Origin of the sequence: Citrobacter amalonaticus (genome assembly GCF_018252635.1) — a bacterium.
In the GTDB taxonomy this organism is placed as follows: Bacteria; Pseudomonadota; Gammaproteobacteria; order Enterobacterales; family Enterobacteriaceae; genus Citrobacter_A; species Citrobacter_A amalonaticus_E.
Window position 1 is genome coordinate 210,234 of the sequence record NZ_JAGTXM010000001.1, and the last position, 18,159, is coordinate 228,392.

21 protein-coding genes and 1 tRNA gene are annotated in these 18,159 nt (G+C 53.3%); 9 read left to right on the forward strand and 13 right to left on the reverse strand.

What is annotated here, in order from left to right:
- The first annotated feature begins 10 nt into the window (after nt 1-10).
- Nucleotides 11-1,387 carry a VasL domain-containing protein gene (locus KE671_RS00940; RefSeq protein WP_206161341.1) on the forward strand — a complete coding sequence of 459 codons (1,377 nt, stop codon included), beginning with the start codon at nt 11-13 and terminating at the stop codon, nt 1,385-1,387.
- A gap of 200 nt (nt 1,388-1,587) precedes the next feature.
- On the opposite strand, the gene KE671_RS00945 is transcribed toward KE671_RS00940, so the two are convergent.
- The 6 genes from KE671_RS00945 to aspA all read right to left on the reverse strand — a co-directional run bounded on the left by KE671_RS00945 (nt 1,588) and on the right by aspA (nt 7,380).
- Nucleotides 1,588-1,663 (reverse strand) — tRNA-Phe (locus tag KE671_RS00945).
- A 104-nt stretch (nt 1,664-1,767) separates the two neighbouring features.
- The gene (locus KE671_RS00950; RefSeq protein ID WP_206161887.1) at nt 1,768-2,343 is read right to left on the reverse strand and encodes a transcriptional regulator; all 576 of its coding nucleotides are present in this window, start codon (nt 2,341-2,343) and stop codon (nt 1,768-1,770) included.
- Nucleotides 2,344-2,378: 35 nt separating this feature from the next.
- The gene (locus KE671_RS00955; protein WP_206161342.1) at nt 2,379-4,085 is read right to left on the reverse strand and encodes a protein-disulfide reductase DsbD; all 1,707 of its coding nucleotides are present in this window, start codon (nt 4,083-4,085) and stop codon (nt 2,379-2,381) included.
- On the reverse strand, nt 4,061-4,408 hold the full coding sequence (gene cutA, locus KE671_RS00960) for a divalent cation tolerance protein CutA (protein WP_206161343.1): 348 nt from the start codon (nt 4,406-4,408) through the stop codon (nt 4,061-4,063). Before cutA ends, KE671_RS00955 begins: the two co-directional genes overlap by 25 nt.
- 119 nt (nt 4,409-4,527) lie before the next feature.
- Nucleotides 4,528-5,829 (reverse strand): anaerobic C4-dicarboxylate transporter, encoded by a 1,302-nt coding sequence (dcuA, locus tag KE671_RS00965; protein ID WP_206161344.1) that lies wholly within the window; start codon nt 5,827-5,829, stop codon nt 4,528-4,530.
- Between the two features lie 114 nt (nt 5,830-5,943).
- Nucleotides 5,944-7,380: an aspartate ammonia-lyase gene (gene aspA, locus KE671_RS00970; protein WP_042999158.1), complete on the reverse strand. Its 1,437-nt coding sequence runs from the start codon at nt 7,378-7,380 to the stop codon at nt 5,944-5,946.
- A gap of 340 nt (nt 7,381-7,720) precedes the next feature.
- Here aspA and KE671_RS00975 point away from each other — a divergent pair, with 340 nt between their 5' ends.
- Nucleotides 7,721-8,197, forward strand: coding sequence for an FxsA family protein (locus KE671_RS00975; protein ID WP_042321350.1), 477 nt, complete (start codon nt 7,721-7,723; stop codon nt 8,195-8,197).
- Between the two features lie 53 nt (nt 8,198-8,250).
- Here KE671_RS00975 and yjeH read toward each other — a convergent pair whose 3' ends face one another.
- Nucleotides 8,251-9,501: an L-methionine/branched-chain amino acid transporter gene (gene yjeH / locus KE671_RS00980; RefSeq protein WP_206161345.1), complete on the reverse strand. Its 1,251-nt coding sequence runs from the start codon at nt 9,499-9,501 to the stop codon at nt 8,251-8,253.
- Nucleotides 9,502-9,773: 272 nt separating this feature from the next.
- Between yjeH and KE671_RS00985 the strand changes: the two genes are divergently transcribed.
- The 3 genes from KE671_RS00985 to KE671_RS00995 all read left to right on the forward strand — a co-directional run bounded on the left by KE671_RS00985 (nt 9,774) and on the right by KE671_RS00995 (nt 12,363).
- A complete protein-coding gene (locus tag KE671_RS00985; protein ID WP_000027827.1) occupies nt 9,774-10,067 on the forward strand; it encodes a co-chaperone GroES in 294 nt (97 codons plus the stop codon).
- A gap of 43 nt (nt 10,068-10,110) precedes the next feature.
- Entirely contained in the window at nt 10,111-11,757 is a 1,647-nt protein-coding gene (gene groL, locus KE671_RS00990) for a chaperonin GroEL (RefSeq protein WP_003025464.1), read from the forward strand.
- Between the two features lie 252 nt (nt 11,758-12,009).
- Entirely contained in the window at nt 12,010-12,363 is a 354-nt protein-coding gene (locus KE671_RS00995; RefSeq protein ID WP_003025468.1) for a DUF4156 domain-containing protein, read from the forward strand.
- 76 nt (nt 12,364-12,439) lie between these two features.
- On the opposite strand, the gene yjeJ is transcribed toward KE671_RS00995, so the two are convergent.
- Nucleotides 12,440-13,306 carry a YjeJ family protein gene (gene yjeJ, locus KE671_RS01000; RefSeq protein WP_206161346.1) on the reverse strand — a complete coding sequence of 289 codons (867 nt, stop codon included), beginning with the start codon at nt 13,304-13,306 and terminating at the stop codon, nt 12,440-12,442.
- Nucleotides 13,307-13,468: 162 nt separating this feature from the next.
- Nucleotides 13,469-14,497, reverse strand: a complete 1,029-nt coding sequence (epmB, locus tag KE671_RS01005; RefSeq protein ID WP_206161347.1) for an EF-P beta-lysylation protein EpmB — start codon at nt 14,495-14,497, stop codon at nt 13,469-13,471.
- Nucleotides 14,498-14,538: 41 nt separating this feature from the next.
- Between epmB and efp the strand changes: the two genes are divergently transcribed.
- From efp to ecnB, 3 genes are all read left to right on the forward strand, one after another.
- Complete coding sequence (gene efp, locus KE671_RS01010) at nt 14,539-15,105, forward strand: elongation factor P (protein ID WP_206161348.1); 567 nt, start codon at nt 14,539-14,541, stop codon at nt 15,103-15,105.
- Between the two features lie 61 nt (nt 15,106-15,166).
- Nucleotides 15,167-15,301, forward strand: coding sequence for an entericidin A/B family lipoprotein (locus KE671_RS01015; RefSeq protein WP_206161349.1), 135 nt, complete (start codon nt 15,167-15,169; stop codon nt 15,299-15,301).
- Nucleotides 15,302-15,408: 107 nt separating this feature from the next.
- Entirely contained in the window at nt 15,409-15,555 is a 147-nt protein-coding gene (gene ecnB, locus KE671_RS01020; protein ID WP_042321367.1) for a lipoprotein toxin entericidin B, read from the forward strand.
- A 33-nt stretch (nt 15,556-15,588) separates the two neighbouring features.
- Here the strand turns inward: ecnB and KE671_RS01025 are convergent, their stop codons facing one another.
- On the reverse strand, nt 15,589-16,179 hold the full coding sequence (locus KE671_RS01025; RefSeq protein WP_206161350.1) for a LuxR C-terminal-related transcriptional regulator: 591 nt from the start codon (nt 16,177-16,179) through the stop codon (nt 15,589-15,591).
- Nucleotides 16,180-16,435: 256 nt separating this feature from the next.
- Between KE671_RS01025 and sugE the strand changes: the two genes are divergently transcribed.
- Complete coding sequence (gene sugE / locus KE671_RS01030) at nt 16,436-16,753, forward strand: quaternary ammonium compound efflux SMR transporter SugE (RefSeq protein ID WP_042321373.1); 318 nt, start codon at nt 16,436-16,438, stop codon at nt 16,751-16,753.
- Here sugE and KE671_RS01035 read toward each other — a convergent pair.
- The 3 genes from KE671_RS01035 to frdC form a co-directional block, all read right to left on the reverse strand.
- Nucleotides 16,750-17,283, reverse strand: a complete 534-nt coding sequence (locus tag KE671_RS01035; RefSeq protein ID WP_206161351.1) for a lipocalin family protein — start codon at nt 17,281-17,283, stop codon at nt 16,750-16,752. The two genes, sugE and KE671_RS01035, sit on opposite strands and share 4 nt — an antisense overlap.
- Nucleotides 17,284-17,389: 106 nt before the next feature.
- A complete protein-coding gene (frdD, locus tag KE671_RS01040) occupies nt 17,390-17,746 on the reverse strand; it encodes a fumarate reductase subunit FrdD (RefSeq protein ID WP_206161352.1) in 357 nt (118 codons plus the stop codon).
- 10 nt (nt 17,747-17,756) lie between these two features.
- Nucleotides 17,757-18,152 (reverse strand): fumarate reductase subunit FrdC, encoded by a 396-nt coding sequence (frdC, locus tag KE671_RS01045; RefSeq protein WP_206161353.1) that lies wholly within the window; start codon nt 18,150-18,152, stop codon nt 17,757-17,759.
- Nucleotides 18,153-18,159 lie beyond the last annotated feature (7 nt).

An 18,159-nucleotide genomic window follows, 5' to 3' on the forward strand; every position in this document is an offset into this window, starting at 1 on the left:
AAGAATCTCCATGATAACCCAGTCTGAACGACATCTGCGTACCGGGGGCGACCCGCGTGCGCTTGCTGATTACACCCTGCTGCGTGATGAACTGAATAAACTGACCCATCCCGCGCGCCCGGATGTGAACTGGCCGCAGGTGGAAAACCGGGCCCTTGCCCTGTTTGAACATAATGGTGTTGAATTACAGACGGCGTCCTGGTATACCCTGGCGCGGACTCATATTGCCAGTATTGATGGTCTGAATGAAGGGCTGGCCATCCTGAATGCGCTGGTTGCGCATCAGTGGGCGGTGATGTGGCCGCCGCAGACCCATGCGCGCGTAGAAATTCTCAGTGGGCTGAGTCAGCGTCTGCAGAAGGTTTTTCGCACCCTGACGCTGGCTCACCACAATCTGCCGGCCCTGTATCAGGGTGAAAAGCTGCTGACTACCCTGAATGATGCACTGGGACGGCGCGAGCTGAAACAGTCCTGCCAACTGGAAGGACTTCGTCGCCAGTTGTTCCAGGCGGTGACCCGTCTTGAAAACAGTACCCCGCAGGAAGATATCACTTCCTCACTGACGCTTCCGCCTCAGGCGCTGGTAGCCGCACCGCCCGTGTCCGAGAGCCGACTGGTCTATGTCGTCCTCCCTGAACCGGAAGTGCGGGTCGATGTGATGCATGCGCCGCCGCCAGCGGTAGCGAAATGGCCGCTGTTTACCAGTGGTATGCTGACGGCCTTTGTCATCAGCGCCCTGTCGGTATGGGGCTGGCAGATTGTTCATCAGGAAGATGATACCCGCCGGGCGCTGCGGGCTTCTGTGGCTGCATTACCGGCTCCGCTGATTGCAGAGCAGATGCTCGTATTAAAGCAGAGCGGATCGCTGGCAGAAGGCGAAGCCTGGCTGAAGCAGGCTTCAGCGCAACTGGACAGTGTGGCGGCACTTCCCCCGGACTGGCACCTGCACTACGGGGGACAGATTATCGCCCAGGCGCAAACGCTGTGGCCGGATGAGCCACAGGTCCGGCAGATGCAAAGTCGCTGGCGGCAACTGATGGCGGAGAACACCCTGCCGGAAAGCTCGCTGACGGGCTGGCACCAGGGGATGGAGCGGTTACAGGCGCTGACCGATAAACTCAACGCGCTGGATAAACAGAAAGGGAAGTACATTACCGTCAGCGAACTGAAATCCACGGTTTATGAGATGATGAACCTGTTTCGTCAGACTGAACCGCTGGAAGAGCAGCTTTATCTGCTGCGTCATTCTGAAAATACGCCTCAGCGACAGCAGCAAATCCGTCAGGCAGAGCAGCATCTGCGCGCGCAGATTTATACGCTAATGCAGGAGAATAATGCCACCGGGAGTGCCGGTCAGGAGCCGCAGGACCTGAAGGATGCCAGATAATAAGCAGCCGTCCCGAAATCATCAGCCCCTCTGGACAGTGAAAGAGCTGGCCTTTCTCGAAAAGCACTATGGCAGGTTTCCGACGAAGGCGATTGTGCATGTGCTGGGGAGATGTTGCAACCGATGTGGCTAAGACAACCAGAAATCTACAGAATCCCAGAAAGCAAAAAACCAGCCTTGAGGCTGGTTTTTCTAAATTTTGGTGCCCGGACTCGGAATCGAACCAAGGACACGGGGATTTTCAATCCCCTGCTCTACCGACTGAGCTATCCGGGCAACGGGGCGCATTAAACCGTAATCATGCCCGCCAGTCAATCAAATTTAGGGGAAAACTGTTCAATCGCTTAAGTTTGCGGCAATCTGTGCCTTTCTGCTTTCATTTAGGTCAATGCACCCCCCTGGCGGCACTGGGCAAAGCGCAGAATATCTTCTGCCAGACGATGCGCTGTCTCTACGTCCGCATGGCTGCGATTGACCAGCATGCGGCTCAGACAGCCTTCCAGCACCAGTTCCATCTGTTTGGCCACCATCGCCGGATCGTCAATCTCCAGTGTGGTCAGCAGTTCGTGAGTAAAGTCGTGCGCCGCGCTTTTCTGCTGATCCGCCAGTTGATGAATCGGGTGTGACGGATCGGGATAAAACGTGCAGGCGGCGATGAACAGACAGCCTGGGTAGCGGTTATTACTGACGCACTCTGCCAGCGCAGCGTAGCGGGCAAGCAGCTTTTGCTCGGCACTCAGGGAGTCGTCCAGCAACAGCTGGCGACGCCAGATATCCACTTGCTGGCTGAGATAGCGCAGCGCGTCATACAGAATGGCCTCTTTGTCCGGCCAGAAACGCTGCATTTCATCAAGCGGATAATCAACGCGCTCGGCCACCATCTCCAGCGTGGTGTTCGCAATCCCATGGTTCTCGAGTAATTTTAGGGCTTCTCCCAGGACATCTTCACGTTGCACGGTCATTCCTCCGTCTTTACCTCTGAAAGTGTCGCTCACGGTTGGCGATCGCGCAAATGCGCACTAAACGTCGCCGCATCCATAAACCCTGTTACCCGCGCCTGCGGGTGTTCCTTTCCTTGTACATCAAAGAACAGGATGGTTGGCAGTCCTAACACCTGCAAATGCTTTAACAGCGCCACGTCCTGCGCATTATTGGCGGTGACGTTCGCCTGTAACAGTACCGTATCCCCCAGCACCTGTTTTACCTGTGGGTGGCTGAAGGTGTACTTTTCAAACTCTTTACAGGCGACACACCAGTCGGCGTACAGGTCCAGCATCACCGGTTTGCCTTTCGCCTTGGCCAGCGCCTGATTGAGTTCTTCCACGCTTGCCACCGGTTTGAAGTCCAGATGCGCCTGCGCCTGGGTTGTCGTCGTGCCAAACGCCCAGTCCTGCAACGGACGTACGCTGACCAGCGCCGCCGCCAGCAGGATTATCTGCACGATGCGCATCCCGCTACGCGTTGCTTGCAGGCTGGTGATAAACGCCCAGCCAAAGAAGGCCACGCCCAGCAGTGACCACAGTCGTAAGCCCCACGTATCGCCGATGATGCGCTCCAGTAAAAAGACCGGCAGCGCGAGGATAACAAAGCCAAATGCCGTTTTAACCTGCGCCATCCACGGCCCGCTTTTCGGCAGCAGACGGTTACCAAAGACGGTGACCAGCATCAGCGGCAGCCCCATCCCCAGGGCGTAAAGATATAGCGTACCGCCGCCGAGCCACAGGTTCCCGCTCTGGGCAATGTACAACAAGATGGCACTTAGCGGTGCCGTTGTACACGGCGAACAAATCAGCCCGGCAATGGCACCCATAACAAAAACGCCGCCCGCCGATCCTCCCTGCTGACGATTACTCATCAGCGTGAGGCGCGTTTGCAGGGACGATGGCAATTGCAGGGTGAACAGGCCGAACATTGACAACGCGAGCAGGGTAAAGATCACTGCCAGACCGATTAAAACATACGGATGTTGAAGGGCCGCCTGGAACTGCAATCCGGCGGCGGCGACCACCAGACCCAGCGCAGTGTAGGTCAGCGCCATCCCCTGCACATAGATGAACGTCAGCAGCAGCGCTCGCCCGGTAGAAAGACGCTGTTTACCGCCAAGCACAATGCCGGAAATAAGCGGATACATCGGCAGTACGCAGGGGGTAAAGGCGATGCCAATACCGATCAGCAGCGCCCACAGGGCGGAAAAGGGGAGCTGGGCTGGTGCGTGTTCTGGTTGCGGTTGCTGTGTTGCTGCTGACGCCGCTGGTTGCGGTTCCGCGCTGGCGGTCACTTCGCTTAGCGGCACGGTTTTGCTTTCCGGCGGATAGCAGAAGCCCGCATCGGCACAGCCCTGGTACGTTACCGTCAGCGTCGCACCTGACTGCGCCTGGTTGATGGTCACCGGGATGGTGAGCGTATTGCGGTAGATTTCGCTTTTTCCGTAGAACTCATCTTCATGCCAGACACCCGCCGGCAGAGTGACTTCCGCGATGTCCGCCTGAGCAGGGGTAATAACGATCTGCTTGCGATACAGGTAATACCCGTCTTTCACCAGCCAGGTGAGATTCAGATCGTGTTGGTTTTGCTGAAAGTCAAAGGCAAAGGCCTGATCAGCAGGGACAAAATTCGAGCGCCCCGGCGCGTCGAAAAGTCCGGCAAAAGTCGATGTGCTGCAAAAAAGCAGGATCAGCGTAAGGATGCGTTGAGCCATGAGCGATAATCACTGTCTCCGTGGGTAACGGGTAAAACCAGAAGTTCAGGCGTTTGATAAGGATGGTGAGACTTCAGGCAATCAAGCAAGGCGTCCTGATGCGACACCGACGTTTTCAGGATCATCTGGACTTCGTATTCCTGCTCCAGCTTCCCTTCCCAGTAATACAGTGAGGTGGCGCCTGGAATAATCGTCGCGCATGCCGCCAGCTTCTCCGCCAGCACTTTGGCCGCCAGATCCTGGGCGGTAGCTTCATCCGGCGCGGTGCAGAGCACGACAACGGCATCGGGGATGGACATATCCTGACTGCTAACATCAAGCATAAACACCTCGAAAGAACAGAATGACCCGCGAAAGAGTGGTCACTATACAACGGACGAGGGAAGGATGTTAGACAAAGGGAGGGGAAATGCGGGGCGTGAATACGCCCCGCAGGTCATACTTACAGCATGAAGCTGCCCAGCAGGAAGCCGAAGCAGACCGCCAGTAACACGCCCAGCGTCCCCGGGATGAAGAACGGGTGGTTAAAGACAAATTTACCGATACGCGTAGTGCCGGTGTCATCCATCTGTACCGCTGCAACCAGCGTTGGGTAAGTTGGCAGAATGAACAGACCTGAAACCGCAGCGAAAGACGCAACGGCAGTCAGCGGAGAAACGTTCAGTGCCAGTGCCATCGGCATCAGTGCTTTAGCGGTTGCTGCCTGAGAGTACAGCAGCGCAGAAGCAAAGAAGAAGATGACGGCCAGCAGCCACGGATGGCCCTGAATCACTTCACCTGCAGTGTCTTTGATCCAGTCAATGTTGTGAGACACAAAAGTGTCACCCAGCCATGCAACGCCCAGGATACAAATACAGGCGCTCATACCGGCTTTGAAGGTGCTGGAGTTGAGGATGGCGTCAGTTTCCACTTTGCACAGGATAGTGGTCAGCGTCGCGACGCTCAGCATGATGATCAGGATAGCGTTCGTGGTGTTCATCAGCGGTTTCTCAACCAGACCGAGGCTCGGGCTGTTGATAATCGCATAAACAACTACGCACACTACGCCCAGCAGGAACAGCCAGACGGAGCTTTTTGCCATTGGTTTGATTTCGATCTGCTTCTCACCGCGCAGCTCAATCAAACCCTCTTCCAGACGCTTGCGGTACACCGGATCGTCAGAGAGTTTGGAGTTGAACAGCATGGTCACGAGGAAGGACATCACCAGCACTGCCAGCAGCGTGGACGGTATGACCACGGACAGCAGGTGGATGTAGCTGATGCCATGACCTTCCATGACCGAAGACATGTATACGACCGCAGCAGAGATAGGCGATGCGGTGATCGCTATCTGAGCGGAAACCACGGCGGTGGAGAGCGGACGGCAAGGCTTAATGCCCTGTTCCTTCGCCACTTCAGCGATAACCGGCAGCGTCGCCAGGGAGATGTTCCCGGTGCCTGCAAAGATAGTCAGGAAATAGGTCACGATCGGTGCAAGGATCGTGATGTATTTTGGATTCCGACGCAGCAGTTTTTCTGTCTGGTTAACCAGATAGTCCAGACCGCCCGCCACCTGCATCGCAGAGATAGCAGCAATAACCGCCATGATGATGGAAATCACATCGAACGGAATGTTACCCGGTTTTACGCCGATAGCGGCAAGAACCAGAACACCCAGTCCACCTGCAAATCCAATCCCGATGCCCCCAAGTCTGGCGCCCAAAAAGATTGCCAGCAAAACAATGATAAGTTCGACAACTATCATATTAGCCTTCCTTGTTGTTTAACAAGTTGATATTAAATTGTTGTTATTAAGTAACTTCTAATAAGAAAAAAGGCACGTCATCTGACGTGCCCTCCTTGGTACTACCCTGTACGATTACTGTTCGTTTTCATCAGTATAGCGTTTTGCTTTATAAGCCGGGTGCATCAGGTTCTGTGCGGAGAAAATATCGTCCAGCTCAGCTTCAGTCAACAGACCGCGCTCCAGCACCACTTCACGAACGCTCTTACCGGTTTCGGCGCAAATCTTACCAACGATGTCGCCGTTGTGGTGGCCGATGAACGGGTTGAGGTAGGTGACGATGCCGATAGAGTTGTAGACATACCCTTCGCACACTTCTTTGTTAGCAGTAATACCGTTAACACATTTCTCCAGCAGGTTGTAGCAGGCGTTGCTGAGGATGTGAATGGATTCAAACATCGCCTGACCAATCACTGGCTCCATTACGTTCAACTGCAGCTGACCCGCTTCAGAGGCCATGGTGACGGTGATGTCGTTACCGATGACTTTGAAGCACACCTGGTTGACGACTTCCGGTACAACCGGGTTCACTTTTGCTGGCATGATAGAAGAGCCCGCCTGCAGTTCCGGCAGGTTGATCTCGTTCAGGCCAGCACGAGGGCCAGAGGAGAGCAAGCGCAGGTCGTTACAGATTTTGGACATCTTCACAGCCAGACGTTTCAGCGCGCCATGCACCATAACGTAAGCGCCGCAGTCAGAGGTCGCTTCGATCAGGTCTTCAGCCGGTACGCAGGCAAAGCCGGTCACTTCCGCCAGTTTCTGTACTGCCAGCGGAGAGTACTCTTTAGGGGTATTCAGACCGGTACCGATAGCCGTTGCGCCGAGGTTAACCTCCAGCAGCAGTTCAGCGGTACGTTCGATGTTTTTCACTTCTTCTTTCAGCAGTACGCTGAAAGCGCGGAATTCCTGACCCAGGGTCATCGGAACCGCATCCTGCAACTGGGTACGACCCATTTTCAGGATGTCCTGGAACTCGACAGCTTTACGCTCAAAGCCTTCACGCAGTTGGTTGATGGCGTCGACCAGTTTAACGATAGAAGCGTAAACGGCGATGCGGAAACCGGTTGGATAGGCGTCGTTAGTAGACTGACATTTGTTCACGTGGTCGTTCGGGTTCAGGTACTGATATTCACCTTTCTGGTGACCCATCAGCTCCAGCCCGATATTGGCCAGCACTTCGTTGGTATTCATGTTGACGGAGGTGCCTGCACCGCCCTGGTAAACGTCTACCGGGAACTGGTCCATGCATTTGCCGTTATTCAGGACTTCATCACATGCGGCAATGATGGCATTCGCTACACTCTTAGGGATGGTTTGCAACTCTTTGTTTGCCAGCGCAGCTGCCTTCTTAACCATTACCATGCCGCGCACAAACTCAGGGATGTCACTGATTTTGTTATTGCTGATGTAGAAGTTTTCAATCGCTCTCAGAGTGTGAACACCATAGTAGGCTTCGGCTGGAACTTCCCTGGTACCCAACAGATCTTCTTCGATACGAATGTTGTTTAACATGTGAACCTTCTTTATTTAAAGCTGCCAATGAATGCACTAAACACACAGAATATATGTGGTTTCGATTGTTTCTTGACCGACGATTATCCCCTACATCGGTCTGGTCAACGAGATCATATTCTGCTTCAGAAATTGTGCCGTAATCTGGATCACTTTAAGTGTGGTAAATTACTCCTTAATTATTATTTTGTGAAATAGGTCACCGCTTTAGGATTAACTCTAAAAATAAGTGCGTAAACAGCTTGAAATTTTGTGAACTATCCCTATATCCGACTAATGCGAATCGCAACTATTTTCGGACCGACGTGCGCATCACGGCGGTCGTTTGAGGAGAACCCTTTTGCGCTGGATACCGTTACTTGCAGTCTTTCTCTATGTTTATATTGAGATTTCTATCTTCATCCAGGTCGCCCATGTGATGGGTGTACTGATGACGCTTATCCTGGTGATCTTTACCTCAGTCATTGGGATGTCGCTGGTACGCAATCAGGGATTTAAGAACTTTTTGTTGATGCAGCAGAAAATGGCGGCAGGAGAGAGCCCTGCTGAAGAGATGATTAAGAGTGTGTCGCTGATCATCGCGGGGTTGTTACTGTTGTTGCCGGGCTTTTTCACCGACTTCCTCGGTCTTCTTCTTCTATTACCGCCTGTGCAGAAGCACCTGACGATGAAGCTGCTGCCGCATTTGCGTTTTTCCCGGATGCCGGGTGGTGGCTTTAGCGCCGGAACTGGCGGTGGCGACACCTTTGATGGCGAGTTCCAGCGCAAAGATGACGAGCGTGACCGTATTGAGCATAAAGACGATCGTCGCGACTGATGCCCGTCGGCCCGGCAAGCGTAAGCGCCACCGGGCATTTTCGTAGCACCGGCTTATAAGTGATGTTTAACCTTTTTTCGTTGTGGCAAAAACAGCCACAGGATCGCCAGCATAATCAGCGCATACAGACTCTTCCAGCCGATCATCGCCAGTAACAGTAGGCATAATAATCCACCCATCAGCGCCAGCGCGCGATACCGACCTTTCAACAGGCGACATCCTGCCAGCATGCACAACAGGTAGATCATGATAAAGATGCCATTGGCGTAGACGATGAGCGCATCGAGATTGATCTCTAACGCATAAATGCACAGGGTACTGAGCACGCAACAGCCCAGCACGGCATTGAGCGCGTTACGGGGAATATGGCGAGAGGAGAGCTGGGCCAGATAATGATCTGGTTTGTACTGTGCCTGTGACCACACCAGACGGGCAAAACTCTGTATATAAATGTTGAGACTGGCAAAGCAGGCCAGATAACCGATCACACAGGCCACCCACAACGCCTGAACGCCAAACAATTGCACGACGATTTCCGGTAACGAGGCCGCCGCCGCCATCGTTTCACCATAGGCGTCAAAGTGCAGAACCACAACGGTGCAGGCCCAATAGACCGAACCGGCCAGCAGCAGGCCAATCATCAGCGCGCGTGGGAAATCACGCTCCGGGTTTTTAAACTCAGAGGCCAGATGGGCGAAGGCTTCGAGACCGACGAAACACCAAAACATCACCGACAGGGCAGAGAACAGTCCTGACATCTCAATATCGCCTGGGGCAGGGAACGGAATTTCTGCCGGTTTGAGGTCGCCTGCCCACCAGATAGCGATAATCAACGCCACGATCAAGGCGGCAATGATGGTTTGCAGATTGGCGCTAGAGCTGGCGCCGCGCGAACCGATAAACCACACCAGCGCCAGGGTGCCAAGCTCAGCCAGCAAAAGCTGCCAGCCGTGCCAGCCAAACATCGCCTGACCAAAACCGGCGGCAATGTGTAGCGCAGCAGGAAGTCCCACAGGAATGACGGACAGAAATAGCCAGCCGGTGACCCGTTCCAGATGAGACCCAAACGCCATGCCGACGAAATGCGCCACGCCGCCCGCGCTGGGATAGTGGCGGCCCAGCAGAGCAAAAACAATCGCGACGGGAAAAACCAGAACAATCAAAATCGGCCATGCCCACAGGCTGTTGTTGCCTGCCACCAGCGCCGCCAGGGCTGGAACGGCAAACACGCCTGTTCCGAGTAAAGAAGTCGACAACAGGCCAATACCCTGAGCCAGTCCCAGCTCTTGTTTCAGTCCACTCATGAGTTGTTATCCGTTTGCGCCTGAATTCCAGGCAACTGCGCAGATTTTCGATGGTATCACAATCAGATTTGCTTATGACGTCGGCGATTAAATAGGCGAGAAATGTGAGGTAAGTAGGGTTTTTACAGGATTTTTGCCTGAAGAAAATTTTTTTTCACATTGCCCCTTGAAGGGGCAAAACCCCATCCCCATCTCTCTGGTCACTAGCCGGGAACCTTAACGGGCCGGCGTCACCCATAACTGATAAAGACCTTCTCAAAGGAGAGCTATCAATGAGTATTCGTCCGTTACATGATCGCGTGATCGTTAAACGTAAAGAAGTTGAGTCCAAATCTGCTGGCGGCATCGTTCTGACCGGTTCTGCAGCGGGTAAATCAACTCGTGGCGAAATCATCGCTGTCGGTAAGGGTCGCATCCTGGATAACGGTACCGTGCAACCGCTGGATGTGAAAGTCGGCGACATCGTGATTTTCAACGATGGTTACGGTGTGAAATCTGAGAAGATCGACAATGAAGAAGTGTTGATCATGTCTGAAAGCGACATTCTGGCAATTGTTGAAGCGTAATCCGCGAACGACTCTGAACATACGAATTTAAGGGAAAGAGAAAATGGCAGCTAAAGACGTAAAATTCGGTAACGACGCTCGTGTGAAAATGCTGCGCGGCGTAAACGTACTGGCAGACGCAGTGAAAGTCACCCTCGGCCCGAAAGGCCGTAACGTCGTTCTGGACAAATCCTTCGGTGCACCGACTATCACTAAAGATGGTGTTTCCGTAGCACGTGAAATCGAACTGGAAGACAAGTTCGAAAACATGGGTGCGCAGATGGTGAAAGAAGTCGCCTCTAAAGCGAACGACGCTGCAGGTGACGGTACCACCACCGCGACCGTACTGGCTCAGTCCATCATCACTGAAGGTCTGAAAGCCGTTGCTGCGGGTATGAACCCGATGGATCTGAAGCGTGGTATCGACAAAGCGGTTGCGGCTGCGGTTGAAGAACTGAAAGCGCTGTCCGTACCGTGCTCCGACTCTAAAGCCATTGCTCAGGTAGGTACCATCTCCGCTAACTCCGACGAAACTGTTGGTAAACTGATCGCGGAAGCGATGGACAAAGTCGGTAAAGAAGGCGTGATCACCGTTGAGGACGGTACTGGTCTGCAGGACGAACTGGACGTGGTTGAAGGTATGCAGTTCGATCGTGGCTACCTGTCTCCGTACTTCATCAACAAGCCGGAAACTGGCGCAGTAGAACTGGAAAGCCCGTTCATCCTGCTGGCTGACAAGAAAATCTCTAACATCCGCGAAATGCTGCCGGTTCTGGAAGCCGTTGCGAAAGCAGGCAAACCGCTGCTGATCATCGCTGAAGATGTGGAAGGCGAAGCGCTGGCAACTCTGGTGGTTAACACCATGCGTGGCATCGTGAAAGTGGCTGCGGTTAAAGCACCTGGCTTCGGCGATCGTCGTAAAGCGATGTTGCAGGATATCGCGACTCTGACTGGCGGTACCGTGATCTCTGAAGAGATCGGTATGGAGCTGGAAAAAGCAACGCTGGAAGACCTGGGTCAGGCAAAACGCGTTGTGATCAACAAAGACACCACCACCATCATTGATGGCGTGGGTGACGAAGCGGCAATCCAGGGTCGTGTGACTCAGATTCGTCAGCAGATCGAAGAAGCAACGTCTGACTACGACCGTGAAAAACTGCAGGAGCGCGTAGCGAAACTGGCAGGCGGCGTGGCAGTCATCAAAGTCGGTGCAGCGACCGAAGTTGAAATGAAAGAGAAGAAAGCCCGCGTTGAAGATGCCCTGCACGCGACCCGTGCTGCGGTAGAAGAAGGCGTGGTTGCAGGTGGTGGTGTGGCGCTGATTCGCGTTGCCTCCAAAATCGCTGGCCTGAAAGGTCAGAACGAAGATCAGAACGTCGGTATCAAAGTTGCGCTGCGCGCAATGGAATCTCCGCTGCGTCAGATCGTTCTGAACTGCGGCGAAGAACCGTCTGTTGTCGCTAACACCGTGAAAGCGGGCGACGGTAACTACGGTTACAACGCAGCGACAGAAGAATACGGTAACATGATCGACATGGGTATCCTGGATCCAACCAAAGTAACCCGTTCTGCTCTGCAGTACGCGGCTTCTGTGGCTGGCCTGATGATCACCACCGAGTGCATGGTGACCGACCTGCCGAAAGGCGATGCGCCTGACTTAGGTGCTGCTGGTGGTATGGGCGGCATGGGTGGTATGGGCGGTATGATGTAATCGCCTACACCCTGCATCCTTCAGGCTGCAGATGCGTTGGCTGCATTCGCGAACCCCAGTCACTTACTTGTGTAAGCTCCTGGGGATTCACGAACTTGCCGCCTTCCTGCAACCAGAATGATTTGGGTGTTCATCGCCCAGAAATGAGAAACCCCCGGGCAGAAATGTTCGGGGGTTTTTCTTTTGGTCATCTTTTTAGTATAAGATTTAGTGACGGACAAAACGTCCAGCTCATTGATTATGGGGAATAACATGCACGTGAAATATTTAGCAGGGATCGTCGGTGCCGCGCTACTGATGGCGGGATGTAGCTCCAGCAACGAATTGAGTTCCGCAGGACAAAGCGTTCGTTTTGTTGAAGACAAACCTGGCGCTGAATGTCAGTTGATTGGCACGGCCACCGGGAAGCAAAGCAATTGGCTTTCAGGTCAGCACGGAGAAGAGGGCGGTTCTATGCGTGGTGCGGCAAATGACCTGCGCAACCAGGCGGCAGCCATGGGCGGCAACGTGATTTATGGCGTCAGCAGCCCGAGCCAGGGCATGTTATCCAGCTTTGTCCCGACCGCCAGTGAGATGATTGGTCAGGTTTATAAGTGCCCTAACTAATAGGCTTTGTGGTTCAGACTCTTCCTCTTATCAGGCCGGTGCTCATGCGCCTCCAGGCCTGATAAGCGCAGCGCCGTCAGGCGTGCTGGGTCGTGGTGTGAAAGGACTGAGTCCGTAAATGATGCAGTGCGCGCAGGCATTGCTCCTGGGTCAGCGTTTGTGCTTTATCCGCCGTCAGCGTTCTGACAAAGACCTGACACGGTTTACCTGCCAGCTTTTTCAGCCTCGGGCTAAAGTCGAGTAAACGACGGGAGATGGCTTGCGCTTCTTTATTGCCCGATGGAACGCGGGTTTTCACGACAGCGCCACTGAGCTGTTCCTTTCCTGCTTCATCCGTAAAACGATAAAGCACCGCAAGATAATGGGTGAAAAGCGCGTGTTTCCAGTCAGGCTGTGCGTAAGCGTCATATTCCAGCCGCTCATGGTCCAGGCAGTCCGCCTCATACAGCGGCAAAAAATCCAACAACGAGGAGAGCCGCAGTATCAGTTCCCGCATGCCGGCATTCTCTATTGCTCGAATAATGGCATATACCAGCACCTCAATCTGTAATTCGTTCACCCGCAGGATGCAGGTATTACTGTCGTGAAGCGTGAAGGTCAGTGTGATGTTGTCGTCATTCCCGTCGATTAAGGTGACGGCAGTAACGCGGCGATGAATGTCCGCATATCGAAGTTCGTCTTCCACTATCACAGGAATGTTTTCCTGCATTTTCCTGCTGATACTGTCGCGCGCTTTTTCGTAGTACTGACGTTTAGCGGCGTTAAGTTGCTGCTTCTGATACAGACGACTTTCTACGGCGATCAGGAGATCGCGTAATTCCAGCGCGGGCAGAAAAAACAGCGACTCCTTGCTCTTCGGTTCTTTAATTTTCAGCGCCAGTGCGATGAATTCGTTAGCTTTACGGATAACACCCGTATTCACTCCTTTGATACTAATAGCCATGGCAGCTCTCCCTCACCAGTGATAAATTCCGTGATTGGTTGTGGCTTATATGTATGATTTTTAAACGTATAGGTCACAATGTGTCGCTAAAATAGCATACAGGGCAGGGGATCCGGGGGTTTTGGTGGGTAGGTGTCCGCAAACGGACACCTTATTGCAAGGTCATTGTTGACGCAGTTGTAAATCCAGTGGCGTTTTACTCGGCTCGCCGCCAATTTCCCGCGCCAGTTTGGGCACCATATAACCTGACACCAGCGTGAGCAGTTCGCGCATGATCTGGCGGGCGTCATCGTCCGCCACCATGAAATGCGCCGCGCCCTGGACTTTATCCAGCACATGCAGGTAATAGGGCATAACGCCCGCATCAAACAACGCATTACTGAGGTTTGCCAGCGTCTGCGCGTTATCATTGACGCCACGCAGCAGGACGCTTTGATTGAGCAGCGCAACGCCTGCAACGCGCAGTTTTGCCATCGCTTGTCGAAACGCGGCATCGATCTCGTTAGCGTGGTTAATGTGATTCACCAGCAGGATCTGCAGCGACGAACGCGTGAAGCGGGCAATCAGTCCCTCCGTAATCCTCGCAGGGATGACGATGGGCAGGCGACTGTGAATACGCAGGCGTTTGATATGGGAAATGGCTTCCAGTTGCGTGAGCAGCCAGTCCAGTTCATGATCTTTAGCCATCAGCGGATCGCCGCCGGAAAAAATGATCTCATCCAGCTCGGTATGCGCGCTAATGTAGTCCAGTGCCACCTGCCAGTTTCGCTTATTTCCCTGATTTTCGGCATACGGGAAGTGGCGTCGGAAGCAATAGCGACAATTTACCGCACAGCCGCCTTTTACCAACAGCAGCGCCCGGTTGCGGTATTTATGCAGCAAACCCGGCACAACGCTGTGCTGTTCCTCAAGGGGATCGGTGGAGAAACCCGGTGCGGCGATAAACTCGTCTTGTGAGGTAAGTACCTGACGTAAAAGCGGATCGTCAGGATTACCTTTTTCCATACGCGAGATAAATGCACGCGGCACACGCAAGGCGAACAGGCGTTTGGCGTCGCGTCCGGCCAACAGTTTTTCATCTGCGTCTATATTCAAAAGACGCAGGAGTTCATCGGGATTGGTCACAACATCGGCAAGTTGCGATAACCAATCTTCTCTGGATGGGGTATTTAGGGTTACAATATGCGCCATTTTGTGGCTTAGCTACCAGTTAACAATTTTCAGAGGGCCTTATGGCAACGTACTATAGCAACGATTTTCGTGCTGGTCTTAAAATCATGTTGGACGGCGAACCTTATGCGGTTGAAGCCAGCGAATTCGTTAAACCAGGTAAAGGTCAGGCTTTTGCGCGCGTGAAACTGCGTCGCCTGCTGACCGGTACTCGCGTTGAGAAAACCTTCAAGTCAACTGACTCTGCTGAAGGTGCTGACGTTGTAGATATGAACCTGACTTACCTGTACAACGACGGTGAGTTCTGGCATTTCATGAACAACGAAACCTTCGAACAGCTGTCCGCAGATGCTAAAGCGATTGGCGACAGCGAAAAATGGCTGCTGGACCAGGCTGAGTGCATCGTGACCCTGTGGAACGGTCAGCCTATCTCCGTGACGCCGCCGAACTTTGTTGAACTGGAAGTCGTTGATACCGATCCGGGTCTGAAAGGCGATACCGCAGGTACAGGCGGTAAGCCGGCAACGCTGTCTACTGGCGCAGTCGTTAAAGTGCCTCTGTTCGTTCAGATTGGCGAAGTGATTAAAGTGGATACGCGTTCAGGCGAATACGTCTCCCGCGTTAAATAATCCGCGTATTCTTATTGTATGGTGCAGCGTTTTGCTGCGCCATTATTTCTCCAGGGCAGGAATGATGAAACGTCTTCTCGGTCTTGTAACACTGGCTCTTCTCACCGCCTCGCTGCTGGCAGGCTGCAATACCGCTCGCGGCTTTGGTGAGGATATTAAGCATCTCGGCAATTCCATTTCCCACGCTGCCAGCTAATTTCTTCTTGTCGTCCTAAAAAGCGTCTATCTCCCGGCATTATTCGGGATCTTGTCTATGATTAAGTGGCACTACACTAATAACTCTGGCTAGAAAAGGAAGACGTTATGGTTAAGAAGACAATTGCAGCGATCTTATCTGTATTGGTACTCTCCTCCGTGTTAACTGCATGCAATACCACGCGTGGCGTGGGTGAGGATATTTCCGATGGCGGTAACGCCATTTCGGGCGCAGCAACAAAAGCTCAGCAGTAGCTCTCTGAACGGTACGACCGTGTTGTCGTGCCGTTAATTTTTCAGCTCAACCGGTGTCAGAAACGGTGAAAAACGATTATCCATATGTAGCTTCATGCGGATATTGCGTTTGTAGGTATAAACCGTTTTGCCATGAATGCTGAGCGCACAAGCAATCGCGTTGTTACTTGCCCCTTCCATCCACATCGTCAGCACTTTCTCTTCCTGTGGCGTAAGTAGCGTCGAGGCATTGCCGGGCGCTTCGGATACCGAACCGCTCAGCAGGGCGCTGTGGATATTTTCTGCCAGCACCGCCAGAGAGACCTGCTTGGTTAATGACGCACAGACCGGGTAGCGCAGCGTCTCTACCATCACGCCTCCTGACTCCAGTAATATCAACGGACTGCCGCCGCAGGCGAGGAAGAATGGGGCAATGGACTGGGGCGACAGCGTGTCGTTGAGAAAACCGTATAAGTCTGCGATGACCAGGTGAGGTTTCCATTGCTGGATGTGCTCTTTAACCAGTAAGAGATTATTGAGGCCAGAGACCAGAAACGACGCATTAAAGAGTTCGGAATGATTGAGCCATGCCTCGATCCCTGTGCGGGTGAAGTGGCAACGGTCAATCACTAATATTTTTAACATAGCGTTTTCGCATTCAGAAGTAAGGCAATTGGCTTCCTGACTTCAGAAAGCGTCCCATCATAGAGAAGTCGGATGAGTGCTGAATGCGCAAAATACGCTGCGAAATGCGCCTAATTCAACCTTTTAGGCGTGGAACGCTAAAAAGGTTGAAATTCGCCGCCGCTCGGGCAAGAATGTTTTTTCCACCTTCAGCGTTGCAGGACGACCTGTTCACGCTTCTTTCATCGGGGACGGCCCCATTTCTCTGGAGCCTGATATGTCCTGGATAATCTTATTAATCGCCGGTCTGCTTGAAGTAGTTTGGGCTGTAGGTCTCAAATATACCCACGGTTTTAGTCGTTTGACGCCGAGTATCATCACCATTGCCGCGATGATCGTCAGTATGGCGCTCCTGGCGTGGGCAATGAAAACGCTGCCCGTGGGCACTGCGTATGCCGTGTGGACCGGGATTGGCGCCGTCGGTGCCGCCATCACCGGTATTTTGCTGCTGGGTGAATCGGCCAATCCCATGCGTCTGGCAAGTCTGGCGCTAATCGTCGTCGGTATTATCGGTCTGAAATTAAGCACCCACTAATCGCCGGGTTGCTTTACCCAGATTAGCTTACTGACATCAAACCCTCCCCGGGTCGCGACCGCCAGCATCTGCTGCTTTATTTCGTCAGAAAGGGTTGGCGTGCGTGAGAGTATCCACAGGTAGTCGCGATCCGGTCCGCAAACCAGCGCGTGTCGGTACTCTCTGTCGAGCGCGATAACGTTATAGCCACCGTAGAACGGGCCGAAGAAAGAGACTTTCAGCGCGGCACGACTGGGGTCGCCGGTAAAATACGCTTTGCCCTCGCTTTTCTGCCACATCGCTCTGTCCGGATTCCAGCCTTTATTGATCACAGTGAGACCGCCGTCTTCGCGCAAACTGTAGGTTGCCGTGACCTTTTCCAGTCCCCGTTCAAAGCGGTGATCAAAGCGGGCAATTTCGTACCAGGTTCCGAGATAGCGTTTTGCATCGAAATTATTCACCACGGTGACGCCCTGTGGCGGGGTTGGGGTACTACAGGAGACCACCAGAAATGCAGCCGTCACAGCGGCAACAATGGGGAGCAGGCGCATAGGTTTATCCTTAGGGTGTTTTTCCTAAGTGTAGAACCTGAGGGAGAAAAAAAACGGTGGGGATGAAAAAACGCCCTCTTATCATCAGACAAGAGGGCGGATTGCTTTAGACAGACAGAATGCCAATCGCCGTAACGACGGTCAGGATGGCAGCCAGACCGTAGAACACCCATTTGCCAGCCGGCACGTGGATTTTCAGATCATGCATCGCATGGTGCATACGGTGTAAGCCACACCACAGCGGCAGGACAATCATCAGGAACAGGAATGCGCGGCCGATGAAGCTCTGAGCAAATGCCAGTACGCGCTCATAGCTGAAGGCATCAGGAACAAAGCCCAGCGGCAGCATAATGCCTACCAGCAGGATCATCACTGGCGCAATGATTGCGCTCCACATACCGCCTGCACCAAACAGGCCCCAGAATACGGGTTCGTCAGAACGTTTTGGATTTGGATTAATCATCCCGGACTCCTTACCAGAACAGGGCAACAAACAGTATGACTACGGTCGCTACCACAGTAACCGCCCAGAGACCTTTGATGATCGGCTCTGGCCCCATTTTTTCGTCTTTTACGATGATGTTGGCGGCTTTCGGCGCTAGCTCAAACCAGGTTTTGGTGTGCAGCAGCGCTGCCGCCAGGGCGATCACGTTGAGGATCACCACCACCGGGTTTTGCAGGAAACCGACGAAGCCCGCCCAGGATTCCACGCCATGTTTCAGCGCGAACAGACCGAAAATCAGTTCAATGCTGAACCAGACTGCCGGAACGGCTGTGCCTTCGCGCAGCATGTAAAAGCGATAAAACGGCAATTTTTTCCACCAGGTGGACGTCATCGGCCGCACATAGGCTTTGCGTTTAGTCGTCATGTTGCAC